Source organism: Mesorhizobium sp. M0478 (assembly GCF_040321305.1).
Lineage (GTDB): Bacteria > Pseudomonadota > Alphaproteobacteria > Rhizobiales > Rhizobiaceae > Mesorhizobium.
On sequence record NZ_JAMYRH010000001.1, the window covers coordinates 259,655 to 275,965 of the forward strand.

General features: G+C 63.8%; 15 protein-coding genes. 9 read left to right on the forward strand and 6 right to left on the reverse strand.

Annotated features, from left to right (window positions below; genetic code table 11):
• The first annotated feature begins 169 nt into the window (after positions 1-169).
• The 3 genes from NKI64_RS01220 (at position 170) to NKI64_RS01230 (ending at position 3,982) form a co-directional block, all read left to right on the forward strand.
• Positions 170-1,177, forward strand: a complete 1,008-nt coding sequence (locus NKI64_RS01220; protein ID WP_023711730.1) for an iron ABC transporter substrate-binding protein — start codon at positions 170-172, stop codon at positions 1,175-1,177.
• Between the two features lie 154 nt (positions 1,178-1,331).
• Complete coding sequence (locus NKI64_RS01225; protein WP_023818492.1) at positions 1,332-2,903, forward strand: ABC transporter permease; 1,572 nt, start codon at positions 1,332-1,334, stop codon at positions 2,901-2,903.
• A complete protein-coding gene (locus NKI64_RS01230; protein WP_023701410.1) occupies positions 2,900-3,982 on the forward strand; it encodes an ABC transporter ATP-binding protein in 1,083 nt (360 codons plus the stop codon). Before NKI64_RS01225 ends, NKI64_RS01230 begins: the two co-directional genes overlap by 4 nt.
• A 35-nt stretch (positions 3,983-4,017) precedes the next feature.
• Here NKI64_RS01230 and NKI64_RS01235 read toward each other — a convergent pair whose 3' ends face one another.
• From NKI64_RS01235 to ugpB, 4 genes are all read right to left on the reverse strand, one after another.
• Complete coding sequence (locus NKI64_RS01235; protein WP_023726979.1) at positions 4,018-5,079, reverse strand: sn-glycerol-3-phosphate import ATP-binding protein UgpC; 1,062 nt, start codon at positions 5,077-5,079, stop codon at positions 4,018-4,020.
• Positions 5,080-5,086: 7 nt separating this feature from the next.
• Positions 5,087-5,935, reverse strand: a complete 849-nt coding sequence (ugpE, locus tag NKI64_RS01240) for a sn-glycerol-3-phosphate ABC transporter permease UgpE (RefSeq protein WP_352666241.1) — start codon at positions 5,933-5,935, stop codon at positions 5,087-5,089.
• Positions 5,936-5,944: 9 nt separating this feature from the next.
• Positions 5,945-6,829 carry a sn-glycerol-3-phosphate ABC transporter permease UgpA gene (gene ugpA / locus NKI64_RS01245; RefSeq protein ID WP_023686696.1) on the reverse strand — a complete coding sequence of 295 codons (885 nt, stop codon included), beginning with the start codon at positions 6,827-6,829 and terminating at the stop codon, positions 5,945-5,947.
• Between the two features lie 71 nt (positions 6,830-6,900).
• Positions 6,901-8,211, reverse strand: coding sequence for a sn-glycerol-3-phosphate ABC transporter substrate-binding protein UgpB (ugpB, locus tag NKI64_RS01250; protein ID WP_023685331.1), 1,311 nt, complete (start codon positions 8,209-8,211; stop codon positions 6,901-6,903).
• A 185-nt stretch (positions 8,212-8,396) separates the two neighbouring features.
• Between ugpB and NKI64_RS01255 the strand changes: the two genes are divergently transcribed.
• The gene (locus NKI64_RS01255) at positions 8,397-8,543 is read left to right on the forward strand and encodes a hypothetical protein (protein WP_023685332.1); all 147 of its coding nucleotides are present in this window, start codon (positions 8,397-8,399) and stop codon (positions 8,541-8,543) included.
• A 147-nt stretch (positions 8,544-8,690) separates the two neighbouring features.
• A complete protein-coding gene (locus NKI64_RS01260) occupies positions 8,691-11,138 on the forward strand; it encodes a bifunctional diguanylate cyclase/phosphodiesterase (protein ID WP_352666243.1) in 2,448 nt (815 codons plus the stop codon).
• Here NKI64_RS01260 and tlpA read toward each other — a convergent pair.
• Positions 11,135-11,827, reverse strand: coding sequence for a thiol:disulfide interchange protein TlpA (gene tlpA / locus NKI64_RS01265; protein ID WP_023694022.1), 693 nt, complete (start codon positions 11,825-11,827; stop codon positions 11,135-11,137). The genes NKI64_RS01260 and tlpA overlap by 4 nt on opposite strands.
• 35 nt (positions 11,828-11,862) lie before the next feature.
• Between tlpA and argH the strand changes: the two genes are divergently transcribed.
• The 3 genes from argH (at position 11,863) to lysA (ending at position 14,887) form a co-directional block, all read left to right on the forward strand.
• Positions 11,863-13,263, forward strand: a complete 1,401-nt coding sequence (argH, locus tag NKI64_RS01270; RefSeq protein WP_352666246.1) for an argininosuccinate lyase — start codon at positions 11,863-11,865, stop codon at positions 13,261-13,263.
• Between the two features lie 68 nt (positions 13,264-13,331).
• Positions 13,332-13,538, forward strand: coding sequence for a hypothetical protein (locus NKI64_RS01275; RefSeq protein WP_023673325.1), 207 nt, complete (start codon positions 13,332-13,334; stop codon positions 13,536-13,538).
• A gap of 80 nt (positions 13,539-13,618) precedes the next feature.
• On the forward strand, positions 13,619-14,887 hold the full coding sequence (gene lysA / locus NKI64_RS01280) for a diaminopimelate decarboxylase (RefSeq protein ID WP_023748497.1): 1,269 nt from the start codon (positions 13,619-13,621) through the stop codon (positions 14,885-14,887).
• A gap of 20 nt (positions 14,888-14,907) precedes the next feature.
• On the opposite strand, the gene NKI64_RS01285 is transcribed toward lysA, so the two are convergent.
• Positions 14,908-15,210 (reverse strand): ArsR/SmtB family transcription factor, encoded by a 303-nt coding sequence (locus tag NKI64_RS01285; RefSeq protein ID WP_352666248.1) that lies wholly within the window; start codon positions 15,208-15,210, stop codon positions 14,908-14,910.
• A 50-nt stretch (positions 15,211-15,260) separates the two neighbouring features.
• Here NKI64_RS01285 and NKI64_RS01290 point away from each other — a divergent pair, with 50 nt between their 5' ends.
• Positions 15,261-16,202 (forward strand): threonine/serine dehydratase, encoded by a 942-nt coding sequence (locus NKI64_RS01290; RefSeq protein ID WP_352666250.1) that lies wholly within the window; start codon positions 15,261-15,263, stop codon positions 16,200-16,202.
• Positions 16,203-16,311 lie beyond the last annotated feature (109 nt).

A 16,311-nucleotide genomic window follows, 5' to 3' on the forward strand; every position in this document is an offset into this window, starting at 1 on the left:
GATTTGTTACGTGTCCGGCGAAATGATGTCCAAGCCAAAGTGCCGCAAAATCACGAAAGTTTGCGGGAGCGGCGACCGATTGAAGCAGCCGAGCAATGTTGACTACTGCTGTCAGGTATCGATAGGTGCAGCCTGCGAAACCAGAACCACCGAGATTGAGGATGACGCCATGAGATACACGCTCTCCACCCTAGCGGGGGCCACAGCGCTGGCCGTGAGCATGATCGCCGGGCCGGCGATGGCCGCGGATGCCGGCATCATCGTCTACAACGCCCAGCATGAGAGCCTGGCCAAGGAATGGGTCGAAGGTTTCACCAAGGAAACCGGCATCAAGGTCACGCTGCGCAATGGCGGCGACAGCGATTTCTCCAACCAGATCGTCGCCGAGGGCGCTTCTTCGCCGGCCGACGTGTTCCTGACCGAAAACTCGCCGGCGATGACCCTGGTCGAAGCGGCGGGCCTTTTCGCGCCGGTCGACGCCGACACGCTGGCGCAAGTCCCGGCCGAATTCCAGCCGAGCAGCGGCAGATGGGTGGGTGTCGCGGCGCGCAGCACCGTCTTTGCCTACAACAAAACCAAGCTGACGGCCGAAAAGCTGCCCAAATCGATGCTCGATCTCGCCGATCCGAGCTGGAAAGGCCGCTGGGCAGCCTCGCCTTCCGGCGCCGATTTTCAGGCCATCGTCAGCGCGTTGCTTGAGCTCAAGGGCGAAGCCGCAACCGCCGACTGGCTGAAGGCCATGAAGGAGAATTTCACCGCCTACAAGGGCAACGGCACGGTGATGAAGGCGGTCAATGCCGGCGAGATCGAAGGCGGAATCATCTACCACTATTACTATTTCGGCGATCAGGCAAAGACCGGCGAAAACAGCAAGAACGTCGAACTGCATTATTTCAAGAACCAGGATCCCGGCGCTTTCGTCTCGATCTCCGGCGGCGGCGTGCTCGCCTCGAGCAAACACCCGAAGGAAGCCCAGGCGTTCCTCAAATGGGTGACCGGGAAAGGCGGCCAGGACGTGCTGAAGACCGGCACGTCCTTCGAATACGCTATCGGCAAGGACGCGCAGTCCAATCCCAGGCTGGTGCCGCTGGCCGACCTGCAGGCGCCGAAGGTCGATCCGGCGACACTGAACTCCAAAAAGGTGACGGACCTGATGACGGCAGCCGGCTTGCTTTAGGCTGGGTTCGTCCTAAAAGGGCAACGATTGCGCTCCTGCCGGACTTTCCGCAGGAGCGCTCTGTTTTCGAGATGGCATTGTCCATGACAACACATTGCGTTTCCGGCCGCGCCTGCGGCGCCCCCGCCCCGGCAGCAGTGGCGCGGTCGAGCTGATGCAAACTGCGGTCGATCTCGCACGTTCAGGCCAGACAGTCGGGCGGTCCCGCCGGAAGCCCATGTCCTGGATCGCGCTTGCCGCCATAATTGTCTCGCTGCTGTCGCTGCTGCCGCTGGCGTTCATCATCTGGATCGGTGTGCAGATCGGCTGGGACACTGCTTCGGCCCTGGTCTTCCGGCCGCGCGTCGGCGAACTTCTGGTCAACACCGTGCTTCTGGTGGCGCTCACCGTGCCGATCGCCACCGTGCTGTCGGTGACGCTGGCATGGCTGACCGAGCGCAGCGACCTGCCCGGCGCCGGCCTGTGGGCTTGGCTGTCGGTGGCGCCGCTCGCCATCCCCGCCTTCGTGCATTCCTACGCCTGGATCACCATGGTGCCGACCTTGCACGGCCTGTGGGCCGGCGTGCTGGTCTCGGTTCTCGCCTATTTCCCGTTCCTCTATCTGCCGCTGGCGGCGGCTCTGCGCCGGCTCGATCCTGCTTTGGAGGACGCAGCCGCAGCACTCGGCCTTGGACCGTGGCGGGTGTTTTGGCGTGTCGTGCTGCCGCAGCTGAGACTGGCCATTTGCGGCGGCGCGCTGCTGGTCGGCCTGCATCTGCTGGCCGAATACGGCCTCTACGTCTTCATCCGCTTCGACACTTTCACCACGGCGATCGTCGACCAGTTCCAGTCGACCTTCAACGGTCCCGCCGCCAACATGCTGGCCGGCGTCCTGGTGACTTGCTGCTTCGTGCTGCTCGCGCTGGAGGTGCTGGTGCGCGGCGAGGAACGCTATGCCCGCGTAGGCTCGGGTGCCGCGCGCCGCCAGCAGCGCACCAGGCTCGGTCGCGCCACCCTGCCCTGCCTGGCTCTGCCTGCCATCGCCACGCTTCTCGCCATCGGCGTGCCCTTCGTCACCATCGGCCGCTGGCTGGTCGCCGGCGGCGCCGATGTCTGGCGTTTGGACGAGATCGGCCTGGCGCTTGGCCAGACGCTGTTCCTGGCGCTGGCCGGCGCCTTGCTTGCGACCATCGCCGCCATGCCGATGGCCTGGATCTCGATCCGCGCGCCGGGACCGCTGCAGCGGCTGCTCGAAGGCTGCAACTACATTGTCGGTTCGCTGCCTGGCGTGGTCATCGCGCTGGCCTTGGTCACCATTACCGTGCGCATCGCCATGCCGCTCTACCAGACGCTGTTCACAATCCTGGTCGCCTATGCCCTGATGTTCCTGCCGCGCGCCTTGATCAGCCTCAGAGCCTCGATCGCACAGGCGCCGGTCGAACTCGAACGCGCCGCCGCCAGCCTTGGCCGGCCGCCGTTGAAGGCGCTTTGGTCGACAACGATTCGCCTGTCGGCGCCGGGGGCTGCGGCCGGCATGGCGCTGGTCGCGCTCGGCATCATGAACGAGCTGACCGCCACCCAGATGCTGGCGCCCAACGGCACGCGCACGCTGGCCATGGCGTTCTGGTCCTATAGCGGCGAGATCGACTATGCCTCCGCCGCCCCTTACGCCTTCATCATGGTGGCGATGTCGCTGCCGCTGACCTGGCTGCTCTATGTCCAGTCGAAACGGATGGCCGGGCGATGAGCTTTCTCGAAATCAATGGCCTCACCAAGCACTACGGCCCGGTCGCAGCCCTTGCCGGCATCGAGCTCAGCGCCGCAAGCGGCAGTCGCACCGCGATCGTCGGCCCGTCCGGCTGCGGCAAGACGACGTTGCTGCGGCTGATCGCCGGCTTCGAGGCGCCCGACCAGGGCCGCGTCGTGCTCGACGGCGAGGTGCTGGCCAATGGCGGCCATGCGGTGCCGGCGCACCGCCGCGGCATTGGCCTGGTGGCGCAGGACGGCGCCCTGTTCCCGCATCTCAGCATCGGCGACAATATCGGCTTTGGCATGGCCCGCGGCGAGGACCAGCGCGCCGAGCGCATCGCCGAGCTCGCCTATACCGTCGGGCTCGACAAGGCGATCCTCAAGCGCCGCCCGCACCAGCTCTCCGGCGGCCAGCAGCAGCGTGTGGCGCTGGCCCGCGCCATGGCGATGAAGCCCAGGCTGATGCTTCTTGACGAACCGTTCTCGGCGCTCGACACCGGTCTGCGCGCCTCGATGCGCAAGGCGGTCGCCGAACTACTCGAAGCCGCCGGCATCACCACCATCCTGGTCACCCACGACCAGGCCGAGGCGCTGTCCTTCGCCAGCCAGGTGGCGGTCATGCGCGACGGAAAGTTCTCTCAGATCGGCACACCGCGAGAACTCTATCTGCAGCCGAAAGACCGCATGGTTGCCGAGTTTCTTGGCGACGCCATCATCTTGCCGGCAAAGATTTCAGGCGGCTTCGCCACCTCCTCGCTTGGTCGCATAGCCGTCGACTCGAAGGAGCGGCGCGACATCGCCCGCATCATGCTGCGACCGGAGCAGGTGCAGGTAAAGCGCACGTCGCGCGAAGGCATGTCGGGTCCTGCGGGCACGATATTCGCCGAGGTGACGGACTCGGAATTCGCAGGCTCGATGTGCACCATTGCCGTGCGGCTGTTGAACAACCCCGATCCGCCGGACGCCGCGGCAATAGGCAGCACGCCGCTGATCCTGCGCAAACCGGGTATCGACGCGCCTTCCGTCGGCGAGATCGTGCGCCTGACCGTCTCCGGCAAGGCGCATGTCTTCGCCTGAACTGCCGATGCGTCGGATTGGCGCGAGCGGCTGCGTCAATCGACTCGTTTCCCAGCATTGTCGAACCAATGCAGCTTCTCGGCCCTGGCCACGACGCGCAGTTGATCGCCGGGTTTGGCCGTGGCGCGGCCGGCCACACGCACGACGATGCGGTTGCCGCCGGCGGCACAGTGAAGAAAGCTTTCGGCTCCCACAGGTTCGACCGCCTCGACCGCCGCAGGCAGAATAAGCGCGCCGGATGATGCCTCGGCACTGAAGGTGACGTCGGCATCCTCAGGGCGGAAGCCAAGCGTGGCGGCGTTCGTGGGCGCAAAGTCAATCGTCTTGCCATCAATCAGCGCTGGACCAGCCGATGCTTGCAAAAGAGGCAAAAGGTTCATCGGCGGCGCGCCGATGAAGGAGGCGACGAAGGTCGAGGCCGGCTTCTCGTAAATGTCAAGCGGCGCGCCCGTCTGCTCGACCAATCCGCCATTCATGACGACGAGAATATCGGCCAGCGTCATCGCCTCAAGCTGATCGTGGGTGACGTAGACCGAGGTGACACCGAGCGAGCGCTGCAAATTCTTGATTTCAACCCGCATCTGGCCGCGCAGTTTGGCGTCGAGGTTGGAAAGCGGTTCGTCGAACAGGAAGACTTTTGGATTGCGCACGATTGCGCGACCCATGGCCACGCGCTGGCGCTGGCCGCCGGAAAGCTCGCGCGGGCGCCGGTCGAGCAGCGCCGTGAGCTCCAGCACCTTGGCGGTCGAGCGAACCCTGCTGTCGATCTCGTCCTTGGGAGTACCCCGGTTGCGCAACCCGTAGGCCATGTTGTCGTAGACCTTCATATGTGGATAGAGCGCATAGTTCTGGAACACCATGGCGATGTCGCGCTCGGTCGGACCGATCGTGTTGACGATCTTGCCGTCGATGGCGACGGTGCCGGAAGAAATGGTCTCAAGCCCGGCGATCATCCGCAGCAGCGTGGACTTGCCGCAGCCGGACGGCCCAACCAGCACGCAAAGCTCCTTGTCGGGAATGGCGATGGAGACACCCCTCACCGCCTCGACGCCGCTGGGATAGACCTTCTTCACATCCTTCAGATCGACGGTCGCCATCGGCTTCTCACTTTTCGGAATCGACAAGTCCGCGCACGAACCAGCGTTGCATCAGCACCACGATCAGGATCGGCGGCAGTATGGCCAGCATCGCGGTGACCATGACCAGATGCCATTGGGTATCGGCATCGGCGAAGGAAACCATCTTTCTAAGTGCGATGACGATGGTGTTCATGTCGTTGCTGTTGGTGACGAGCAGCGGCCACAGGTACTGCGCCCAGCCATAGATGAAGAGGATGACGAACAGTGCTGCGATGTTGGTGCGCGACAGCGGCAGCAGGATGTCGAAAAAGAAGCGCCATGGTCCGGCGCCGTCGACACGCGCCGCTTCCACCAACTCACCTGGGATGGTCATGAAGAACTGGCGAAACAGAAGCGTGGCGGTGGCCGAGGCGATCAGCGGAATGATCAGGCCGGCATAGGTGTCGATCATGCCGAGATCGACCATCACCTTGTAGGTCGGCAGGATGCGCACCTCGACGGGAAGCATCAGTGTGATGAAGATCAGCCAGAAGAAGACCATCCGAAGCGGAAAACGGAAGAACACGATCGCATAGGCCGAAAGGATCGAGATGAAAATCTTCCCCACCGCGATGCCGAGCGCCATGATCGTGGTGTTGAGCAGCAATCGGCCGACACTGACGCCGCCGATGCGGCCGACACCGCCGAACAGCGCCTCGCTGTAATTGTTCCAGACCTGGTCGCCGGGCAAAAGAGGCAATGGCGGCTTGAGGATGGTCTGCAGCGTCTGCGTGGAGGCAACGAAGGTGTAGTAGATCGGGAAAGCGACGATCAGGATGCCCAGGATGAGCACGGCGTGGGCGATGAGGGCGCGAAGCGGGGACTGACCAATCATCGCTCGCGCTCAACCGTAGTGGACTTTGCGTTCCACATAGCGGAACTGGATGGCCGTGAGTGAGATGACGATGACCATCAGGATGACCGACTGCGCGGCCGAATCGCCGAGGATCAAATTGACGAAACCGTCATTGTAGACCTTGTAGACCAGCGTCTCGGTGGCCTTGCCTGGCCCGCCGCCGGTGACGGCATGAACGATACCGAAAGTGTCGAACAGCGCATAGACCGTGTTGACGACCAGCAGGAAGAAGGTCGTCGGTGCGAGCAGCGGGAAGACGATGGTCCAGAAGCGCTTCGTCTCCCCGGCGCCGTCCATGGCCGCCGCCTCTATCAACGTCTTCGGCACCGCCTGCAGCCCGGCGACGAAGAACAGGAAATTGTAGCTGATCTGCTTCCAGGCAGCCGCAGATACCAGCAGGATCATGGCTTGGTTTCCGTTAAGCAAGGGATCCCAGGCGATGCCGAGACCTCTCAAGGCGTAGGCCAGCGAACCGATCGAGGGGTTGAACAGAAACAGCCACAACATGCCGGCAATCGCCGGCGCCACCGCATACGGCCAGATCAGCAGCGTGCGATAAAGGCCTCTGCCGCGCACCACCTTCTCGGCCATGACGGCAAGCAACAGGGCCACACCCATGGCGACGATCGCGGTCGCCAGAGAGAACACCAGCGTAACTTTGATCGAGTTGAGGTAGGCCGGGTCGGCCAGCACCTTGCGAAAATTGGCGAGCCCGACGAACTTGCTCTTCAGCCCGAACGGGTCTTCCCTGAGCATCGACTGGTAGAGCGCCTGCCCCGTCGGCCAGTAGAAAAAGATCAGCGTAATGGCGAGTTGCGGCGCCACCAGCAGATAAGGCAGGGTCTTGTTGGGAAAGACGACGCGTGGAGACAGGGTGATTCCCTCGCTGTGCAGGAAATCGTCCACGCGGGTCCGCGTGGACGAGGTTCAACTGACAAATCGCTTCAGTTTCCGATCGCTTCCTGAATCGCCTTGTTGCCGCGTGCGACCGCGTTGTCGAGCGCCTGCTGCGCAGTCTGCTGGCCGGCCAGCATCTTCTCGAACTCCTCGTTCTCGATGTCGCGCACCTGCGGCAGGTTGACGAGGCGCACGCCCTTCGAGTTCTCGGTCGGCGCCTTGCCCAGCATCTGCAGGATCGGCGTCTCACGGCCCGGATTCTTGTCATAGAAGCCGGACTTCTTGGTCGCCTCATAGGCAGCGAGCGTCACCGGCAGATAACCCGACTTCTGGTGCAGATACTCCTGCACTTCGGTCTTGGACAGGTAGGAGAAGAACGCCGCGACGCCCTTGTATTCCTCGTCCGATTTGTTGCCGAACACCCACAGGCTGGCGCCGCCCGGCGTGGTGTTCTGGGGCGCGCCCTTGGCGTCACTATCATAGGGAAGCTGGCCGATGCCGTAGTTCATGCCCGACTTGACGATGTCACCGAGACCCCCCGACGATTCGGTGAAGATGCCGCATTCTCCGGCAAGAAAGATCTGCTTGGCTTCGGATGTACGGCCGCCATATTTGAAGGTGCCGTCCTTGGCCAGGTCGGCGAGCGCCTGGAAATGATTGACGAAGATCGGCGCATTGATCTTGAGCTCGACGTCGGTTCCGGCAAGTCCGTTCTGGTTGGTGCCATAGGAAACGTCGTTCCAGGCAGCGAAGGCCTCAAGGTGGATCCAGGTCAACCACGTCGAGGTATAGCCGCAGGAAGCGGCGCCGCTCGCTTTGATCTTCTTGGCGGCTTCCCACACCTCGTTCCAGGTCTTTGGCGGATTGTTCACATCAAGCCCGGCCTTCTGGAAGATATCCTTGTTATAGTAGAGGATGGGCGACGAGGAATTATAGGGGAAGGACAGCATGGTCCCGTCCGGCTTCGAATAGTAGCCGACGATGCCGGGCAAATACTGGCTCTTGTCGAAGGTCACGCCGGCGCTGGTCAGCACATCGGCCACCGGCTTGATCGCACCTTCGGCGGCCATCATGACGCCGGTACCCACGTCGAACACCTGGATGATGTCGGGCGCTTGCCCCGCACGAAAGGCAGCGATGCCGGCATTCAGCGTTTCGGGATAGGTGCCCTTGAAAACAGGGAGAATTTCATAGTCGCTCTGGCTGGCATTGAAATCCTTGGCGATCTTGTCGACCACCTCGGCATTGGCGCCGGTCATTGCATGCCACCAACTGATCTGGGTGGCGGCGAAGGCGGAGGTGGTGGAAAGCAGGGTCAAGGTGGCGGCAACACCGGCCGCAAAGCCGAACAACTTCATGTTTCATCTCCCGTTTGTCATTGGCGAAAGGGGCGCTCCCGCGAACGCAATATGTGTCTCTGATGACAATCGGACAACGGATTTGTTGCTGTTTCGTGAATTTCATACCCGGCTAACTTCGCGCCCCCTCGCCTTGCAACGAGGACCGAGAGAAATGCCAAGCCGGCTCAGCGATAGAATGGGGCATGGTGGGCCTGCAAGGATCGCCGACCGCCCAGCGATGCGTGAAGGGCCCGCGTGACAGCGCCACGCACCTGCACCGTGCGGCCGCCAAACCGGCGCTCGGCCAGATCGAGATCGGCCGAGCGGCATCGCGCCAGGCGCTGCTGTAACCGTGCGTCTGGAATGAGACAGGATCGCCGCAACGTACAACCCGAAAAACCCGCTGTAGTTGTAGTTCGCATAACCGATTCTTCGTCAAGCGTGGCATACTAATCAAGTGGACGGCTTGATTGCTGTGGGAGAGCAGGTGGGGCGAGATGCTGACGGTCTATAATTGTATCGTGCATGAGCACGATCTGAGACTGGTCGCACTGGCAGCGCTCATTTGCGGTATTTCTTCCTTCTCGGCGGTCAACCTGCTTCGCCATGTCGACCGCTCGAGCGAGCGCAACCGCTATACCTGGCTGATGATAGCAGCCACTTCCACCGGCTTCGGTATCTGGGCGACGCACTTCATCGCAATGCTTGCCTTTTCTCCCGGAATCCCCAACGCCTACAATACGGAAATGTCGGCGCTTTCGCTCGCCGGTTCCGTCGCCCTGACCGCTGCGGGCATGTGGATCGCCACCTTGCGCCGGGGCATCGACTACCCTCTGGTCGGCGGCGCGGTCCTCGGCGCTGGTATCGCCGCCATGCACTATATCGGCATGGCCGCCTTCGAGGTCGAAGGGCGCATCGTCTGGAACCCGCTGCTGGTCGGCGTCTCGGTGCTGACAGGCGTCACCCTCGCCGCGCTGGCGCTGCTGGTGGTGTTGCGACGGCCGTCCATGCAGGCCACAATCGCCGCCGCCATCCTGTTGACGCTGGCGATCTGCAGCCTGCACTTCATCGCCATGGGCGCGGTGTCGATCTTCCCGGACTCCTCCATCGAGATATCGCAGTTCACGGTCGAACCGGTGTCGCAGGCCTTCGCCGCCGCTGCAGTCAGCCTGGCTATCCTGGTGCTTTCAGCCGCAGCATTGTGGATCGACCTTCGCTTCCGGCGTCACAAGCTCGAGGCCGAGCGCATGCACGGCCTCGCCAACGCCGCCGTCGAGGGGCTGATCGTCTGCGATGGCGCCCGCATCGTCAGCGCCAATGACAGCATCGCGGCACTCACCGGCATTGCGCCGGAAGTGCTGAACGCGATGCTGCTTGGCGACCTCTTCGGCGAACGCACCGCGGCCGGCATGTCCGACTGCAGCGGACAGGCACAGGAAGCCGAACTCAGAGCCCATGACGGCGCCACCATCCCCGTCGAACTTATCGCCAGAAGCATCGACTATTGCGGCAAGCGGCACAGCGTTGTCGCCGTGCGCGACATCCGCGAACGCCGGAAGGCCGAGCAGGAGATCCTGTGCCTCGCCCATTTCGACCCGCTGACCGGGCTCCCCAACCGCCGCAGTTTCTCCGGCCGGCTCGAGGCCGAAATTGCCGCAATGGACCGCGGCGGCAAGGGTGGGCATCTTGCGCTGCTGCTGCTCGACCTCGACCGCTTCAAGGAAGTGAACGACCTGTTCGGGCATGGCGCCGGCGATGCCATGCTGCAGAAGGTGGCGCTATGCGCCTCCGCCGTGCTCCGCCACGGACAGATGCTGGCGCGTCTCGGCGGCGACGAGTTCGCCATCATCGCTCCGAACCTTCCCGATCCGCAGGCGGCCGGCCGCATCGCCGAGGCGGTGCTGGCGGCCATGCGCGAGGAAAACCGGCTGTCGGTCGGTGGCGGGCTGGTGTCGGCCAGCATCGGCATTGCACTTTATCCGCTCGACGCCGATGAGCCGACACTCCTGGTCAGCCACGCCGACACCGCGCTCTACCGCGCCAAGGCCGAGGGCAAGGACACTTACCGTTACTTCGAGGCCTCGATGGGCGCCGAGGCGCGAGACCGGCGCGTGATGGAGCACGAACTGCGCCAGGCCATGGCGCGCGATGAGTTTCGCCTCGTCTACCAGCCACAAAAGGAGATCAGCAGCGGGCGGATGGTCGGGTTCGAAGCGCTGATCCGCTGGCGCCATCCGCAGCGCGGCGACGTGTCGCCGGCGACCTTCATCCCGGTGGCCGAAGACAGCGGCGTCATCATCCAGATCGGCGAATGGGTGCTGGCGACGGCCTGCGCCGAGGCAGCGCGCTGGAAGAACCCTCTCACCGTCGCGGTCAATGTCTCGGCGGTGCAGCTCCACAATCCGAATTTCAGCCGCAAGGTGCATGAAGTCCTGCTCGGCTCCGGCCTGACGCCCGGCAGGCTCGAACTCGAGATCACCGAAACGGCGCTGGTCAAGGACATGCCGCGCGCGCTGGCGACCTTGCGCCAGGTGAAGGCGCTTGGCGTGCGTGTGGCGATGGACGATTTCGGCACCGGCTACTCCTCGCTGTCCAATCTCCGCGCCTTCCCCTTCGACAAGATCAAGATCGACGGCTCATTCATCAAATCAGTCGACAGCAACGGCCAGGTGGCAGCCATCGTGCGCGCCGTTCTGGGGCTTGGCCGCGGTCTCGGCCTGCCGGTTCTGGCCGAGGGCGTCGAGACGCTGGGCGAGCTGAAATTCCTCGACGCCGAGGCCTGCGAGATCGGCCAGGGCTACTATCTAGGCCGGCCCAGCCCGATCGAGGCGTTCAGCGAACTGACCGGCGTAGCGGCACCGGCGGCACAAGACGACGCCGGCGTCAAACAACGCGGCGGCAGCATCTTGATGCTGCCGCCGGCGGCGGCCCTGCGCTCATCCTAAGGGGCGAGTGCGGCCTCGACCAAGCGCTTGGCATCCGGTCCCGACCATTCGGCCGGTCCGTTCATATGCGCGATCAGGCAGCCTTCGCCGTCGATCAGCATGGTGACGGGGAGGCCTAGCGCCAAGCCACGCGTCTTGACGTCGTTGAACAGCGCCAGCGTCGAATCGCGGTAGTAGCCGAGCGACCCGATGCCGATATCGGCTAGGAACTTCTTCGGCTTCACATCGTCGCCGGCATCGACATTGACCGCGACCACTTCGAAGGCATCGCTGCCCTTTTCCTTCTGCAGCGTATCGAGCGCCGGCATTTCGGCGCGGCAGGGCGCGCACCACGTCGCCCACAAGTTGAGCAGCACGGTCTTGCCGACATGATCGGCGATCGTCATCGGCTTGCCGTCTGGGCCGTTGAAGGCGAGGCTTTTCAGCGATTGCGGCGGATCGGCGGGCAGCAATGCCGCCACCTGGCCGGTGGCTGCGGCGGCAACCTTTTTGGCGCGGTCGCTCTTGGCGGCGCAGGCGACATCGTCCTTGCTGTTGCCCGCGCCGGCCGCAGGTGCGCTGCCGGTGGCTGCGTTGTTGCCAGACCCGCTCTCGCTGACATATACCGCGACCGCGCCGGCCAGCACGCCCGCCACCAAAGCGGCGAGGATCAGGCGCGGGGCCGGGAAGTATCTGTTACCGTCTGCCATTTTTCTAAGACTGCTCCGGAGCACGGGTTATAGCGATGAGCGACAAGAAGGCCAGCAACCAGATGTGGGGCGGACGTTTTGCCTCGGGTCCGGCCGCGATCATGGAAGCGATCAACGCATCGATTTCGTTCGACCGCAAACTCTATGCCCAAGACATAAGAGGTTCGGTCGCCCACAGCGAGATGTTGGCTGAAACGGGCATTATTTCGGCGGCCGATCAAGAAAAAATCGCTCACGGGCTGAACACGATCCTGAAAGAGATCGAGGCCGGCACGTTCGAGTTCTCGACCCGGCTGGAAGACATTCACATGAACATCGAGGCCCGCCTTGCCGATCTGATCGGCCCGGCCGCCGGCCGCCTGCACACGGCGCGGTCACGCAACGACCAGGTGGCGGTGGATCTCCGGCTCTGGGTCAAGGACGAGTGCTTTCGCGTCGCCGAGGCGCTGAAGGGGCTGATCTCAGCCTTGCTCGACCGCGCCGAGGAGCATGCGGCGACCGTGATGCCCGGCTTCACCCACATGCAGGCGGCGCAGCCGGTGACCTTCGGCCATCATTGCATGGCCTATGTCGAGATGTTTTCGCGCGACCTGTCGCGGACCCGCGATGCCATCGAGCGGATGGATGAAAGCCCGCTCGGCGCGGCAGCGCTTGCCGGCACCAGTTTTCCGATCGACCGCCACAAGACCGCGAAGGCGCTCGGCTTTCGCGAGCCGATGCGCAATTCGCTCGACAGCGTCTCCGACCGCGATTTCGCGCTGGAGTTCTTGAGCCTGGCCGCGATCTGCGCCACGCATCTGTCACGGCTCGCCGAAGAAATCATCATCTGGTCGACGCCGCAATTCGGCTTTGTCAGGCTGTCGGATTCCTTCTCCACCGGCTCCTCGATCATGCCGCAGAAGAAGAACCCGGACGCCGCCGAACTGGTGCGCGGCAAGACCGGCCGCGTCACCGGCCATCTGGTCGGGCTGCTGACGGTGATGAAGGGCATGCCGCTGACCTACGGCAAGGACATGCAGGAAGACAAGGAATCGGTCTTCGACGCCGCCGAGACGCTCGATCTGATGCTGGCGGCGATGACCGGCATGGTGCGCGACATGACGGTCAATGCCGCCGCCATGAAGAAGGCCGCCGGCTCGGGCCACGCGACCGCGACCGACCTCGCCGACTGGCTGGTGCGCACGCTGGGCCTGCCCTTCCGTGAGGCACACCATGTCACCGGCCGCGCGGTGGCGGTGGCCGAAGAGAAGAAGGTGAGCCTTGAAAAGCTGTCGCTGGAAGATCTGCAGTCGATCAACCCCGGCATCACGGCAGACATCTTCTCGGTTCTGGCGGTGCAGAATTCGGTGAAGAGCCGCACCAGTTTCGGCGGCACGGCGCCGTCGGAGGTCAGGAAGCAGATCCGCAGCTGGAAAAAGCGCATCGCCAAGGCATGATGCCGGGGTGCAATGCGCCTAAAACTCGGTTAAAAGCGCAGCACATAAAGTTTCGGACGGATGGATCGATGACCGCAAGCAGGATTTTGGTGACGCTGACGCTGCTGACGGCGATGGCTGCCGTGACCGCTTGCGGCCGTAAGGCTGGTCTCGACACGCCCTATGAAGCGGCCGTCCAGGCCCGCAAGGACGCCGAGCGCGCCAAACAGCCGGTGCCGCCGGAGCCGGAAAAACCGGTCGTGGACAAGAAATTCATCCTCGACCCGCTGATCTAGGGCCGATGAGACCGGCTTGGTCTTTCTGACCAGGTCTCGTGCTAACCAGGTCTCGTGCTCCAACTTCCGGAAACACTCTCGTGAACCATTTCGACTACCGCGACGGCGTGCTCCATGCCGAGGACGTGGCGATACCAGACATCGCCGCAAGCGTCGGCACGCCGTTCTATTGTTATTCGACGGCAACCTTGACCAGACACTACCGGGTGTTCGCCGGGGCGTTTGCCGGGCTCGACACGCTGGTCTGTTACGCCTTGAAGGCGAATTCCAACCAGGCGGTGCTGCGGACGCTGGCAAAGCTCGGCGCCGGCGCCGATACCGTCTCGGAAGGCGAAATGCGCCGCGCGCTCGCCGCCGGCATCCCGGCCAGCAAGATCGTATTCTCGGGCGTCGGCAAGACCGCGCGCGAAATGGATTTTGCGCTCGAGGCCGGCATTCTCTGCTTCAATGTCGAATCCGAGCCGGAGCTGGAGTTGCTGTCGGCCCGCGCCACCGCGCTCGGCAAGGTGGCGCCGGTCTCGCTGCGCATCAACCCGGATGTCGACGCCAGGACGCACAGGAAGATCTCCACCGGCAAGGCCGAGAACAAGTTCGGCATTCCCTGGCAAAGGGCGCGCCAGGTCTATGCCCGCGCGGCCGGGCTGCCGGGCACCAAGCCCATCGGCATCGATACCCATATCGGCAGCCAGGTCACCGAGTTGCAGCCCTTTGACGATGCTTTCGCGCTTCTGGCGGAACTGGTCGGCGCGCTGCGCGCCGATGGCCACGCCGTCGAGCATGTCGATCTCGGCGGCGGCCTCGGCATCCCCTACCGCACCGACAACAGCCCGCCGCCTCTGCCCGATGCCTATGCCGAGATCGTCAGGAAGCATCTGACAAAGCTTGGAGTGAAGGTGATGTTCGAGCCGGGCCGGCTGATCGTCGGCAATGCCGGCATCCTGGTCTCGGAAGTGATATTCGTGAAGGAAGGCGACGCCAAGAACTTCCTCGTCGTCGACGCCGCCATGAACGATCTGATCCGGCCGACGCTCTACGATGCCTTCCACGACATCAAGCCGGTGGTGCAGCCGCCGGCCGACACGCCGCGCATGGCGGTCGACGTCGTCGGCCCGGTCTGCGAGACCGGCGACTATCTCGGCCTCGACCGTGACCTGCCCCGGCTCAAGTCTGGCGACCTCATTGCCGTCACCACCGCCGGCGCCTATGGCGCGGTGCAATCCGGCACCTATAACACCCGCCTACTTGTGCCTGAGGTTCTGGTCGACGGCGACCGTTTCCACGTCGTGCGCCGGCGCCAGACCTATGACGAGCTGATCGGCCTGGATTCGGTGCCCGACTGGCTTGCATAGGAGCCGCAGCGCCGGCTGCGCTACAGCCGGTTCTGGATGAGCAACCTTGCGTCGGCGATGCTGTCCTCGTCGCGGCGGTAGAACCTCCATTGCTTGATGCGCTTGGGCCGCAGCAGGCCGGCCTGGGTAAGCACGCGCATATGTTCGGAGAGCGTCGCCTGCGTAATGCCGAGCTTCTCCGCGATCAGCAGCGCGCAAACGCCATCCTCGACCAGATCGCCGTCTGCCTGGGCCGGGAAATGCGCCTGCGGATCCTTCAGCCAGTCGAGGATCTGCAGCCTGCGTTCATTGGCGATCGCCTTGAAGATTTCAACCTCTTGCATTTAGCTATTTTGCCAAGTTACTAATTGCTGTCAATCCCAAGGAGATGGTCATGACGAACGGCAACACGGTCACGCGCGAACGCATCGCCGCGATGGAACCGCGGATCCGCCCCTATATCAGGCACACGCCGGTGCTGCGCGTCGACATGGCCGATTTCGACCGGCCGCCGCTGGCGGTCGACCTCAAGCTCGAATGCCTGCAGCATTCCGGTTCGTTCAAAGCGCGCGGCGCCTTCACCAATCTGCTCGAACGGCCGGTGCCTGCGGCCGGCGTCGTCGCCGCATCGGGCGGCAATCATGGCGCCGCGGTCGCCTATGCCGCCATGCGGCTTGGCCACAAGGCGACGATCTTCGTTCCCGAAGTCAGCCCACCGGCCAAGCTGCAGCGCATCCGCGGCTACGGCGCCGAACTGATCGTCGGCGGCGCCCGCTATGCCGAGGCGCTGGCCGCCAGCGAGGCTTTTGCCGAAAAGACCGGGGCGCTGCAAATCCATGCCTTCAACCAGGAGGAAACATTGGTCGGCCAGGGCACGCTCGGCCTCGAAATCGAAAACGATCTGCCCGACATCGACACGCTGCTGGTCGCTGTCGGCGGCGGCGGCCTGATCGGCGGCATCGCCGCCTGGTTTGCCGGCCGCATCAGGATCATCGCCATCGAGCCCGAAGGCGCGCCGACGCTGCATCGCGCCTTCGAAGCCGGCCACCCCGTCGATGCGCCCGCCGAAGGCGTTGCCGCTGATTCGCTGGCGCCCAAGCGCGTCGGCGAGATGATGTTCCCGATCGCCGAGGCTTTTGTCGAGCGCTCCATTCTGGTCACCGACGACGCCATCATTGCCGCGCAGAAGGCGCTGTGGGAGCGGGTGCGTATCATCGCCGAGCCGGGTGGGGCCGCTGCCTTTGCGGCTCTCTTGTCCGGTCGCTACACCCCGGCGCCGGGCGAACGGATCGCGGTCCTGGTATGCGGCTCGAACACCGATCCCACGAAATTCTAAACCTTGCTGCGACTGAAGTGGGACGCAAACCCGCCAAAGCTTTTCAAGTTTTCCGGAACCGCCTCGCCTTTGCCGTGTTTGCTGGTAAACTTCTGCTTGTTGAGTCCGG

Coding starts and splice junctions, on each gene's coding strand:
- NKI64_RS01220 (WP_023711730.1), top strand. CDS start 170: ATGAGATACACGCTCTCCACCCTAGCGGGGGCCACAGCGCTGGCCGTG.
- NKI64_RS01225 (WP_023818492.1), top strand. CDS start 1,332: ATGCAAACTGCGGTCGATCTCGCACGTTCAGGCCAGACAGTCGGGCGG.
- NKI64_RS01230 (WP_023701410.1), top strand. CDS start 2,900: ATGAGCTTTCTCGAAATCAATGGCCTCACCAAGCACTACGGCCCGGTC.
- NKI64_RS01235 (WP_023726979.1), bottom strand. CDS start 5,079: ATGGCGACCGTCGATCTGAAGGATGTGAAGAAGGTCTATCCCAGCGGC.
- ugpE (WP_352666241.1), bottom strand. CDS start 5,935: ATGATTGGTCAGTCCCCGCTTCGCGCCCTCATCGCCCACGCCGTGCTC.
- ugpB (WP_023685331.1), bottom strand. CDS start 8,211: ATGAAGTTGTTCGGCTTTGCGGCCGGTGTTGCCGCCACCTTGACCCTG.
- NKI64_RS01255 (WP_023685332.1), top strand. CDS start 8,397: ATGGTGGGCCTGCAAGGATCGCCGACCGCCCAGCGATGCGTGAAGGGC.
- NKI64_RS01260 (WP_352666243.1), top strand. CDS start 8,691: ATGCTGACGGTCTATAATTGTATCGTGCATGAGCACGATCTGAGACTG.
- tlpA (WP_023694022.1), bottom strand. CDS start 11,827: ATGGCAGACGGTAACAGATACTTCCCGGCCCCGCGCCTGATCCTCGCC.
- argH (WP_352666246.1), top strand. CDS start 11,863: ATGAGCGACAAGAAGGCCAGCAACCAGATGTGGGGCGGACGTTTTGCC.
- NKI64_RS01275 (WP_023673325.1), top strand. CDS start 13,332: ATGACCGCAAGCAGGATTTTGGTGACGCTGACGCTGCTGACGGCGATG.
- NKI64_RS01285 (WP_352666248.1), bottom strand. CDS start 15,210: ATGCAAGAGGTTGAAATCTTCAAGGCGATCGCCAATGAACGCAGGCTG.
- NKI64_RS01290 (WP_352666250.1), top strand. CDS start 15,261: ATGACGAACGGCAACACGGTCACGCGCGAACGCATCGCCGCGATGGAA.